The sequence below is a fragment of the Paenibacillus cellulosilyticus genome (genome assembly GCF_003182255.1).
In the GTDB taxonomy this organism is placed as follows: Bacteria; Bacillota; Bacilli; order Paenibacillales; family Paenibacillaceae; genus Paenibacillus_T; species Paenibacillus_T cellulosilyticus.
This window is the reverse complement of record NZ_QGTQ01000017.1, coordinates 49,340-61,688: the sequence shown is the minus strand read 5'-3', so window position 1 is coordinate 61,688 and position 12,349 is coordinate 49,340. Positions and strand designations below refer to the sequence as shown.

The following is a 12,349-nucleotide window of genomic DNA, read 5'->3' as shown; positions in this document are numbered from 1 at the left end:
TCACTCAAGCTCTATTCCAATCACATTTTCCGCCAAATCTACATGTTCGCTATCTAACCGGACCTTCACCTTACCGCGACGACGTTTCTCCCGCCATTCACGTAGCTGTTCCTCATTCTCCAATCGGAGCTCAGCAAGCTCTAGCGCATTGTCGAACAAATACTTGGTCGTATATAGACAGGTGTAAACACTTTGGCCCCCGGGCTCGATCGTGGTCTTACGCTGCTGCCATTGTTCAATTGTGTAGTACACATACAGTTCTTCTTCTGTCCCCTCGGTCGGAGGCCGCTCCTTAATTTCACGTCGTTTGACAATCCGCCAATCTGTAATACGTCCATACCACTGAACACCAGCTTCATGTTCAAATTGCTTCCGAGACTGGTACAGCGCTATATACTCTAACGAGGTCAGCACCTTGTGATCGGATAGATTTTTCAAAGGCATATAGTAGCTGCTGCCTCGCAGTACAGCTTCCAACTGACCTGTACGCATAGAGCCAACGAGCATATTGCGTCCGCTGAGCTTGTTCTCGTAATAAGGCTTCGTACCACGAGGCTGGGTGGAGCGCTCGAATGCTTTTTCCGGACTATCAAGAATGAGCTCGTCTAGAAAAGCTTCCAGCAACGACGTACTGCCCGGCAATAGCGGGAATGCGCCAATATTAATCAAATCAATACTACGGTAAAAACGATGCGTGCGGAACTTCTCCTCATCCGCATACGGGAACAATACATACGCGCCGAACATGCTCCGCTCATACTCTGTAGAACCCTTCTCCTGATACACGATCGAATCACGGTAACGATGCATCGTATTAATATCGTCTTCCTCTGGACCAGGTTGACCATACTGGCGTTGGTACCAAGACCCTTCGAAGGCAGGATTGATCCGATACTTGGCATCGAATACGTACTTGTAAACCTTCGACTGACCCAGACCATCATGCTTATGAAGGGTGAGCACATTATCGGGCCTCTGCGCTAATGTCGGCGGCTCCTTATGCTGATCCTCGGAAGGCAGAGCATTGTAATAGAGCGTGAATCGTTCACCATTATTCGGATTTTCATAATCTACTTTCGCACGTTGCGTTCGATCTAATGTTACGAAAAGTCCGCTTCGGTTCACTCGAATGATATCCTGCTTTAACAGTCGATACTTCTTCGCCAATAAATCATGGATTTTGAGGAAGCACCAATATTCATAGAGTTGAGCCAGATCCTTCATTGATACATGGAATAGGTCACCCTGTATCGACAGGCCCTTCATTAGCATCAGATAGATTCGGTAAGCTTCCCGATATCCCGGTGCCATTTGGAGAACCATCGAAATGTTAAAATGCCGCATCTCCCCCGCCTGCTGGAGAAAATCAAACTGGAGCAACCGCCTAAGTACAGTCTTCATTCGTTTAATCTGATCGAGAAGAACAGGATCAGGACTTTGAGAACGACGCTTCTTATCGGTGACAATCGCTTGAAGATCGGCTAACTTATGATCAATCCGCTCTAACATCCATCGGAGAAACCGATTCTCATTCGTGTTGTAGTCTAGCTTCCGCTTCGTCTCGAGCAATTGCGTAGGACGGTACATCTCGGTACCGATCGGAATGAAACCAATCTTATGGTCTTGAACTAACAGATGTGGACGCTTCGCGAGGAATGCGACATTTTCACTACCTGCCCGCTTCACTTTGTCTGCGGTTCGAATGTGCTGCTCCTGATTCATCCGATGATGAGGCATTTTATCGATGCGCTCTATCGCCCCCGTTAACTGATCAAAGACATTGCGCAGTATCGTAAAATACTCCGTCAAGCTCTGCGAGCTAGTCTGCGTTAGTCCTGTGGCCTGATAGGTTTTGCGCATGAAATCAAATGACAGGTTATAGATTTGCTGATTCACTTCATTCAGAATCGCATGGTAATCCCGCTTATAATCTAGCTTCGTCGGATAAATCTCTAACTGGAGCTTAAGGCCTGTTTGTCCGTTCAGACGGATCTCTAGATCCGTATAACCGATCTCATTCTGGAACTGGAGCACGCCTGAGAACAATCTCCCACTCCGCCCGACTGGCTTCACGGCTTGTCGCAGATACGGACTCACATGGAAGAACTCAATCTTCTGATCCGTATGACTCTCAATAATAAGCTCATAGGATTGCGTCTCGTAGAAGCATGGTTCCGCCTGTTCCGTAAGTCCGTCCACCCAATCCTGCGAAGCTACCGAGAATAGCTTGTAATCCTGAAGCTGAATCTGTTCATTCAATACTGTAGCCGTGATCTCCGTCTTCATCCGCGTTCCTTCGTTCTCGCGATGAAGCTGGAGCGTCTCTACCGTTGGGTGATACGCCTTGCCTTTGATATACACATCGAACAAATTCGTTCGTAGCTGCAGCAGCTCGCGGCTTTCATTAGGAGAGCCAGAAAGAAGTGAATCCATCTTCTTCTAACCTCCGCAGCATGTAGGCTAGCTTGCGAGCACTCTGAGGATAGCGTGCTTCTGGTGTTTCATTGTAGCTTCGCCATGGTTTGTATAGTTCGGACGAGTCCATCTCAAGATCCGACATACTGCCGCCCTTCTTGCCAACGCAAAATTGCATCAGCGCGATGAGAACTCGTTTCACCGACTGGCTACTACCTTGGATACGAGGAAGAATCTTCTGGAGCAGTTGCGTGTCGAAGGCCGCATTCTCATCCAGTAGTTCAAATCGTTGGTTATAAATCATATAGAAGCAGATCGCATCACGGACACGGAAACCAACGTGAGCATGCAGCTCCTCAAGAATCTGATTCACTTCTACGAGTTGCCCGGTCGTGCTTCTCACAAGCTGCTGATGTTCAGAGAAGGCATCTTGAAGAGCAAGATAGTCGGCCTTCAGGAAGCTAGCGGGAACGGCCTCAGATTGCTCTGAATCACCTGAGCGCTCCATCGGAAAATCGTCTAAACGAATGTAATTGAACTCCAGCGTGTTCGCGCGATCAAGTACCTTTTTGCTAAAAGGATGCGTCGTCTCGTCCATATTGACCGTTCCGATCAGAAACACGTTGTCTGGAATAACGAGATTCGAGATGGAGAGAGTCCCGTCGTTCTCCATCGTTTGAAGCAGCTCTTGTGGAACAATCGTATCTGTAACGATACGTTCCCCCTCACGCCGCTGGGTCTCTAGAATGCTGAGCATATCGCTGAAGTAGTGTTCTACTCGTGCGAGGTTCATTTCATCTAGACAGATAAAGTATGGCTTGTTCCGATTGGCTGGCTGCATAGCCTCAAGGAGCACCTTGGTGAGCGGACCAGGACGGAACTTACCGGCGAGGTCTTGGTAGCCAATCAGATCGCTCGGGTCGCTCCAATCTGGGCGAACAGGGATGAGGGCGAACTGCTTGTTCTGTTCAGTTGCACCAAGCGATTCGGCGAATAGCTTGACGAGCTTCGTTTTACCTGTGCCTGAAATACCGGCTAGGATAACGAAAGGCTTCGTCTTAAGCGAGAGGTAGAAGTTCTCGATCAAGCTGCCAGGGTAGCTGAAGCCGCGGATTGCGATGAATGTCTTGATTTGATTGACCCTCTCTTGGACACGTAGATGGTCTTCCAGAATTGGCACTTCGACTTCGAATGCTTCCGTCTCTTCATGCAGGTTCGTCTCTGCGGTCACAGCCACCTGTCTCCTCTCCGCGTATAGAGTATAGTTATCGATCATGGCTCTGAGATCGGCCAATAGCTGCTCGTCGGAGGGCATTGTTTCTCTGGTGTATTTGAAGTAGGCAATAGTCGATTCTTGATAAGCATCGCCTAACCCGCCACTCTCAGTCAAAATGATGTTCCTATCTTTATTCATACCTTCCAATGGAACCACTTTTCGAATCTCAATAACTTTATTTTGCAGATATTGATATGCAGCTTTCTTCCCTTGCTTTAGCGGCTCAGTAACGCCTTGCAAGAACGTCAAATATACTGCTGACATGTCCTCGGCGAACAAATAAACAAGGTACTCTCCATATTGAGTCGATTTTGTTATCTGCTCGTTCATAATCGCTATCCAAGGAATCGTAGCCCAGTTCCCCTTACCTACCGAGCCTTGAACAATCAGCGGTTGCTGAATATATGGAAGCTTCCGAAGCTCGTCTGGGATTGTTTTACGGACAAGCTGGTCGATTGGATGTTCTTTGATCGATTCAGTCCGAGCCTGAACGTAGGAGTTCATGACTTCAAGCAAATTGTCCCGTAAAGGGATGGTAGATGAAATCGAAGCGTAATAAGCGTTCTCTTCACGTTTAGCGTATTCGCGAAGCTCATCGATTTGTGATTCATGTAGTTGACTAACAAGATCAGGACGCAACTGAACTACATCCTCAGCATTTTTCATAAGAATCTTTTCTAGTGCTTTTATGGGATTCTGCATAATCGTCTTTACCTCAGCAATAGTGATCGTCGCCCACGAATCACCGATATAGGTTGGAGGAAGATCGATTGGAAGTCCGACGTGGTCGCGTTTCTGATAGTGGGTACGGAATCGTTCTGCCAATTCATCGATGTGAACACCGTTTTGAACGTCATACATACCTTCAATTGTAAGACAATGAATAAGAGACATTTTGTAGGACTTTTGTTTGTTCTTGAATATATCACGCAGTTCCATAGGCAATTGCGACATGCTGTATGCCTCCTAGTAAATAAAGAAAATAAAAAAAAGAGCGTGTTGTACGCTCTCCTATTCGACAAGTCGATTTTTGTATCCTCTAAGTATAATTAATACAATGCTTGAAAGATAATAAAATTCATTACTAAAGACAATATCCTATGAATAAATTGCTAGACTATCTAACGGATGGCCAACCACCAGCACCAAAGTCAACGGTGCCCAACACTCCTACCAATCGAACGCTTAACCCATCCCACCCCGCCTCTGAAATTACCATAAAATAGTCATTTCAACACTGGTAAATATAATAATCCTTAACCCTCTCGTAATAATAAAGAACTACGGCGAAATCGGAAGCATATCCGAAACATATGGCGAAAAAGTAAGGTTAAGGGGCGCTCAATTCCCGCCTTCCGATATTTTGCCCCCCTATCCGTTCTGTGTCGGAATTGTGTCGGGTGGCTTTCTTTGTAAGCGTGTTATAATCTCCATAGTTTGCAATTTGGGAGTAGTCCTCCCGGAATTGGATAATCCACAACTTACAGAAGCTGGTGATCAAACAAATGTTTCAACTGAAGTGGCTTTGGCACAATTTGCGAGGGGATCGGGCACGTTACATATTTGCGCTCATTCTCTCAGTCGTAGGCTGTTCGCTTACGATCATTAACCCGTACATCGGCCAGCGTATCGTCGATACGTTCATCACGGGCGACGACGCGGTACACAATCTGACCAGCCAGCGGTCACTGCTTATCGGCCTATGCTTAGGCATGATCGGCTTCTCCCTGCTGCGTACAGGCATGGCCTACTTTACAACGTTGTTGTATGAGCGCGCATCGCAGAACATGCTGTATCGCGTTCGGATTTTCTTGTACAACAAGATTCAAGGTCAAGACATGCACTACTACGACCATAACCGCACAGGCGACCTGATGACGAAAATGACCGGTGACCTCGATATGGTCCGTCACACGATGGCGTGGATCATTAAGACGATCGTCGAATCGCTAACGGTATTCATCGCAGCCGTCGTTTATTTCTTCTATATTGATGCGGAACTGACTTGGTGGCTGCTCATTCTGTCGCCTCCGATTTTCATCGTGGCATTTATTTTCGCAAGACGTGTTCGTCCGATGTATGGGGATCTTCGCGAGAAGCTGTCCCAGCTCAACACGATCACGCAGGAAAATATCGCGGGCAACCGCGTCGTCAAAGCGTTCGCGCGTGAAGAGTTCGAGGTTCAAAAGTTCACGGAGAAGAACGTCAACTATTCCACAGCCAATAAAGCCGCGGCAATGGTATGGCTCGATTACTTCCCGTACCTGGAGACGTTCGCGCAAGCATTCAACGTTATTCTGATGATCGTCGGCGGTATGCTCGTCATGGACGGCCGCATTACGTTCGGTGAATTCTCGGCATTCTCTGCACTTATCTGGGGTCTGTCTAACCCCATGCGCAACATCGGTATCATCATCAATGATATTCAGCGCTTCTTCGCGAGCCTTACGAAGATCGTCGACGTCTACTACGCGGAGCCGCGTATCGTCAACGGGCACAACGTAGAAGTGAAACGCCGCTACAAAGGCACGATCCAATTCGAGAACGTGAGCTTCAAGTACGACAATGCGACCGTTCTGGAGAACATCAACTTTACCGTCAAGCCGGGCGAGACGATTGCGATCATGGGCGCAACAGGCTCTGGCAAAACAACGCTCATCAACTTGATTCCGCGCTTCTATGACGTGACCAAGGGTCGTGTCCTCGTTGACGGCAAGGACGTACGGGAGCTGGAGCTCGATGAGCTGCGCGGCAACATCGGCGTCGCAACGCAGGACGTTCTGTTGTTCTCCGACACGATCGACGGCAACATCGCCTATGGCGATCCGGATATGCCGGAAGATGATGTGGTGGAGTTCGCCAAGCTGGCGGCAGCAGATGATTTTATTCGCAAAATGCCGGAGAGCTACAACACGATCGTCGGTGAACGCGGCGTTGGCCTGTCAGGCGGACAGAAACAACGTATCGCCCTCGCTCGCGCGATGGCGGTTCAGCCTCCAATTCTCATTCTCGACGACACGACTTCGGCTGTCGATAACGAGACGGAGGAGCATATTCAGAAAAGCTTGCGTGAGCTTGACTTCGACTGCACGAAGATTATTATCGCCCAGCGCGTGTCCACGACGGCAGAAGCGGATCGTATCCTCATCTTGGATAACGGCCGCGTAATCGAAGAAGGCACGCACAGTGAGCTAGTCGCGAAGCGCGGCTATTATTACGAAGTATTCAAGCTGCAGAACGAAGGCATCGGAAGGCAGGCGACTACGCATGGCTAGAAATAAATTCGACATCGACGAGAACCTGGAGTCTCCCTTCAATATAAAGCACTTCAAACGCGCACTCGTCTACATTCGCAAACAGCAGAAGCCGATGATCATCGCCTTCCTGCTCAGCGCGATCTCGGCAGGTGTCGCACTGTCGGCGCCGCTCATCATTCAGCACGTCGTTGACGTGACGATTCCGTCCAAGGATAAGTCGGCGCTGCTCTTCTGGTCAGGCATGACGCTCTTGACGATTATCGTCAGCGTCATTCTCGCCACGATCCGTTCGCGGATCATGACGCGCGTCGGACAAGATATTATTTTCGATATCCGTACCGACTTGTTCAAGCACTTGCAGAAGCTGCCGTTCCAATACTATGACGATCGCCCGCAGGGCAAAATCCTGATCCGCGTCGTCAACTACGTCAACTCGGTATCCGACGTTCTGTCGAACGGTATTATCAACTTCATTCTGGAGATCTTGAACTTGATCTTCATCGCGATCTTCATGTTTGCGGTCGATGTGAAGCTGAGCTTCGTTATTCTTGGCGGTCTGCCGATCTTCGCCGGCGTTATTCTGCTCATCAAGAATAAGCAGCGCCGCGCTTGGCAGGCGGTATCCAACAAAAGCTCGAATATGAACGCGTACATGCAGGAAAGCATCAGCGGCATTCGCGTCACGCAAATTTTCACACGGGAGAAGCGCAACGAAGGGACATTCACGCGTCTGTCCACGAACTATCGCAATGTGTGGATGCGCGCGATGTACTTCAACTTCCTGATCCCGTTCTCGGTTGATAACTTGGCGACCATCGTCACGACGGCGATCTACTTCGTTGGTCTGATTACGCTTGGCCCAGAAGAAATCACCTTCGGTGTCATTCTCGCGATGAGCAGCTACGCAGCGCGCTTCTGGCAGCCGATTCTCAACTTATCGAACTTGTACAACAGCTTCATCAACGCCGTGTCGTATCTGGAACGTATCTTCGAGACGCTTGACGAGCCAGTGACGGTCAGCGACATTCCGAATGCACGTACGCTGCCGCCAATCCAAGGCCGCGTTACGTTCGACAACATGACGTTCGCTTACGATCCGGGTCATAACATTCTCGAAAATCTCTCGTTCGACATCAAAGCAGGCGAGAGCGTCGCGCTCGTAGGTCCAACAGGCGCCGGCAAGACGACGGTCGTCAACCTGATCTCCCGCTTCTACAACGTATCTGATGGCCGTATCTTAATCGATGGCCACGATGTCGCCGAAGTGAAGCTGGAATCGCTCCGCAGCCAGATGGGCATCATGCTGCAGGACAGCTTTATTTTCTCCGGTACGATTATGGACAACATCCGTTACGGTAAACTCGACGCTACCGAAGAAGAGGTTATCGCCGCTGCGAAGACGGTCTGCGCTGACGAATTCATTCGCGAGTTCGAGAATGGCTATATGACCGAGGTTAACGAACGCGGCTCGAAGCTGTCGCAAGGTCAACGTCAGCTCATCTCGTTCGCACGTACGCTGCTCGCGAACCCGCGCATCCTCATTCTCGACGAAGCAACTTCGTCCATCGATGCACGGACCGAGCGCCTGCTGCAGAAGGGGCTGAACGAGCTGCTCAAAGGCCGTACCTCGTTTATCATCGCTCACCGTCTCTCGACGGTGAAGAACTGCGACCGCATCATGTATGTCGCGGACAAAGGCATTGCCGAGTCCGGCTCGCATGACGAGCTGATCGCGATGCGCGGTCGTTACTACAGACTGTACACGGCGCAGAAGATGGAAGCTTAAGATCGATATTGCATAGAACAAACACAAGAAGCCCCCGATCTCGGTTGAGATTGGGGGCTTCCTGCTAGTTATCGACCATACCGTACAATGCTGCTCGGACGTATATCCCGTACATCAAAAAAGGCTTCAAGCCAATCCGGCTGATCATCAAGCTCTACAAGCACCACTGCATAACATAATTGCTTACGCTGCTCTGCCGTCATGAACTCCAATGCAAAGTGCTGCTGCATGCCTGCCTTCTTCAGCAGTTGATCAATAATTAATATCTTGTCATAGCGCATAGGTTTCGACTGACTGGCAACAAACCCAAGGAACTGCTCCCGGGCAGCAGGATATGCGAATCGGAATTGCTGATACCGCAAGAAAACATTTGAAAACCGCTGCATAGGATGCTCTGCATGAAACTTTCGAATAATCTCACCCATACGTTGAAGCATGAAGCCGAACGGGTCCGAGCTGCTTTCCATTTCATTCATCAATCGAGTGAGTTGTACGAAGGTCATGTTGTTCACATAATGATTCATTCGAATATATCGTTCCAGCAGCTTCTTCCATAAGGAGGGCTGTTCTCTATCCGGTATGGTTAACCCATAATCGTCTTCCATTAAGGCTATAGCGCTTAATTCCGCTTTCGATCTCCAGTCCGGGAACAACAGGGAGGTATGGATCAATCGGAAGCATTTGCGCAAATAACCTTCCTGCTGCATCAGGAAATCTTCCACTCGGAAGGCTGCTGTCTCTACACGCTGCACGTCTCTGCGGTTGCTTGCAAGCGTTTCTTTCGTTACATGCACGCGGACTTTGATTGCTCTGTCGGTGCGGCCGTGGAAGACAATAGCTTCTCCCGGCTTCAAGCGAATCAGTTCGTCCTCTTCCTCTTGCTTCAACCCTATTGCATTACCGATTACCTTCCGGTCATCCTTAGCGAATAATTGGTGCACGATCTTTAAGTTCGTATTCTTCATAACGTCAGGCGACAGCTTGTTCGGAATTTGATCAGCAATTAGAACCCCCTGACCATACGTCCGAATTTCGGAGAGCATGTTATTGAACGTTTCGACCGCCTTGCCTTTCCTATCGGCCAACTCTTGATGACCGGAAGCCTTCACATTCTCCAATAGGCGGTGTGCTTCTTCCATGACGAGCAGATGCTGCAGATCCGCATGATTCAGTCCTTCAGAAACATAATGCTCATAGATCGAAATGAACAACAACCCCATCAGGAATACCTTCTCCTGCTCGTCGCCAACATGCTCCAATTCCACGATCGCAGGCGTCTGCAGCAGTTCTCCGATGGCATTTCCTGCCCGGCAGTTCAGCATAGCCCCTTTGGCTCCGCTGAGCAAACTCTTGATTCTCACTTTCAATGCTCCACGGATATCGCTAGACAAATCTACAGAGTAACCGACAGCTTCGATTGCCGGATCAACGGCTGCGTATAAGTCCTCCATCGTCGGAAAGAGCTGATCCCGACTTAGCTGGGATGCGTATATATTGCGCCCGGATACGAAATCCCAACCCGTTCGCCTATAGATAGTATAGAATGCCGTCTCAAGAATATAAGGCATAGGTCCGTACATCGGGAAGGCTGCGATAAACAGGGATTTCAAATGGTCCAGATGCGTCTGCACGTGAATATGTTCAGGAAAGGCGAAAGGGTTTATTTTCAGACTGAATGCCCCGTCGATACCAAGCACATATCGTTTCAAGTCTGGGATTACGGCATCCAAATATTTATATTCCGTCTTTGTCGGCTCAAGGACCAGAAACGGCTTCTTGTGCTCATACACCTGCATAAGCAGGCTCTTAATCGTGCTCGTCTTCCCGCTGCCCGTCACGCCAGTTACAATCGCATGCTTCGTCAAATCTGCTAACGGGAGTGCTGCCGGCACTTTCGTCTCATGTGCAAGGGTCAGCATACCAACATTTATCGTTTCGCCTGAGACACTAACCAGATCTGCACCAAAAACGACCCTGCGGTTCAACTTGAAGCCAGGAATCGAGCTCATCGGGAATGCCAACAGAGCGGCTAGACTGTGTGAGTTGGTGTAATTTAAGAATGCCACAGGAGAGGCTTCATCTCTACGAAGCCGCTGAAGAGAGAGCGAACCCGAGCGTCTAGCGAATACCTCCATCTTCGATGCAAGGAGGGATGCTTGGCCAGCACCGGCGTAGATGATGAATTCGGCTGATGAAAATACAGCCCCTTGGCTCTTCAACGTGAATAGGTGATTCTCCAGAATGTCCTTCTGCTGATAAGACGGATGATCTCCGCCCGCCACCAGCTTGTTGACATGGCCCAATAGATTAGCCTGCTCCCCGGCCTGCACCGATGCTTGATTAGACATACTCTCGATCGTTTGCGCCAGATTGCCGAGCTGATTACGAATGGACGGAGCATCTTCAACACCGAATTTCACCTGAATAAGAAACGTTTCATGCGGCATCGCCTGAATAAGCTCATCCAGCAGGTTCTCATCCCTGTTTTTCAGAATAAGCGGCGAAGCAGAGCCCCGCAGCACGATTTTCTCCTTGGCGAAAGAAGTATCCGGCACAAACGCCTCCTCCACCCATTCACATCGCGGAACCCAGCTCTGGAGCTGCTCCATAATCGGAATGCCCTCCGCCTGCACGTAGTACCTCAGCTTTTCCTCATCGTAATGGATAAATAGAGAGACCTTCTTCTCCGGAGTTGATGCGTAATGAATGAATTCCAACAAATCTCTTGCAGCGGTGAAGCCTGCGTTCAGCTCCAGCTCGACTTCCTCTTTGCCATGGTACACGTAGTAGCTGTCTTTCTTGTCCTCGACGTCAAACCGTTTCATTCGGTAATATTTCATTCGCCTCAAACTCTCCCATGTCCAAAACAGAATATATTCATCATCGTCCAAATCGTACAAAGGCTCTTCCATTCCGCTCCATATAACCATCTATTCAATCGGAAGCATACTCCCGTTAGAATAAAGTCCCGCCAGCTCGTGTAGTTGAACCGGGGGGGAACTGCTTTCGTTTCACGAGGATAAGCGCCAGAATAAGAAGGCGTACGACACCTTGCGGATAACTGCGATTTCCCGCCCAACCCATTATGGTATATTCGACCTAGTTCTAAAGTCTCGTTATTTACTATTGATTATAAAGGAAACAATAACCATACAAAAGGATCAGCCTCCTATAACAACCATTACCTGACATTTCTCTGTCGAATTTTGACGATATTTAGCTGAATTATCAGACATCCAACGTCCCTTAAACAGTAACAGCAGAAGATGGAAGCTTAGGACATGTTTTTGGTAGAATGAACACAAGAGGCCCCCGATCTCGGCTGAGATAGGGGGCTTTATACCCTATTGTAGAGGTGAGCATTAATGAGTTTCATGCTTGAACGGATAACCGATAAGGTCGAATGCTTCGAGGCCTATGATATGAAGACGCTGGAGAAGAAGATCGAAGAACAGATCGAGAAGAACAAAGCGCTTATGCTGCAAGTGCATGCCGTTACGCACAACGTCGTATTTGATCATAACCACAAGAAGATGCATTACAGCGCGGTGGTGCATTTTAAAGCTTAGGACTGTATATTCTCGTAAAATGCAGCTGCTCTAAAGTCGCTTTTGG

Annotated in this window: 6 protein-coding genes; 3 read left to right on the top strand and 3 right to left on the bottom strand. The window is 48.9% G+C overall.

What is annotated here, in order from left to right:
• Both DFQ01_RS19230 and DFQ01_RS19225 read right to left on the bottom strand, forming a co-directional pair.
• A complete protein-coding gene (locus tag DFQ01_RS19230) occupies nucleotides 1-2,433 on the bottom strand; it encodes a restriction endonuclease-like protein (protein ID WP_110045533.1) in 2,433 nt (810 codons plus the stop codon).
• Nucleotides 2,405-4,645, bottom strand: a complete 2,241-nt coding sequence (locus DFQ01_RS19225) for an MrcB family domain-containing protein (RefSeq protein ID WP_110045532.1) — start codon at nucleotides 4,643-4,645, stop codon at nucleotides 2,405-2,407. The genes DFQ01_RS19230 and DFQ01_RS19225 overlap by 29 nt, the downstream gene beginning before the upstream one ends.
• Before the next feature lie 551 nt (nucleotides 4,646-5,196).
• On the opposite strand from DFQ01_RS19225, the gene DFQ01_RS19220 reads away from it, so the two are divergent.
• Nucleotides 5,197-6,966 carry an ABC transporter ATP-binding protein gene (locus DFQ01_RS19220; RefSeq protein ID WP_110045531.1) on the top strand — a complete coding sequence of 590 codons (1,770 nt, stop codon included), beginning with the start codon at nucleotides 5,197-5,199 and terminating at the stop codon, nucleotides 6,964-6,966.
• Nucleotides 6,959-8,734 (top strand): ABC transporter ATP-binding protein, encoded by a 1,776-nt coding sequence (locus DFQ01_RS19215; RefSeq protein ID WP_110045530.1) that lies wholly within the window; start codon nucleotides 6,959-6,961, stop codon nucleotides 8,732-8,734. The genes DFQ01_RS19220 and DFQ01_RS19215 overlap by 8 nt, the downstream gene beginning before the upstream one ends.
• A gap of 68 nt (nucleotides 8,735-8,802) precedes the next feature.
• Here DFQ01_RS19215 and DFQ01_RS19210 read toward each other — a convergent pair whose 3' ends face one another.
• The gene (locus DFQ01_RS19210) at nucleotides 8,803-11,574 is read right to left on the bottom strand and encodes an ATP-binding protein (RefSeq protein WP_174812528.1); all 2,772 of its coding nucleotides are present in this window, start codon (nucleotides 11,572-11,574) and stop codon (nucleotides 8,803-8,805) included.
• 525 nt (nucleotides 11,575-12,099) lie between these two features.
• Between DFQ01_RS19210 and DFQ01_RS19205 the strand changes: the two genes are divergently transcribed.
• Nucleotides 12,100-12,303: a DUF2536 family protein gene (locus DFQ01_RS19205; RefSeq protein WP_110045528.1), complete on the top strand. Its 204-nt coding sequence runs from the start codon at nucleotides 12,100-12,102 to the stop codon at nucleotides 12,301-12,303.
• Nucleotides 12,304-12,349 lie beyond the last annotated feature (46 nt).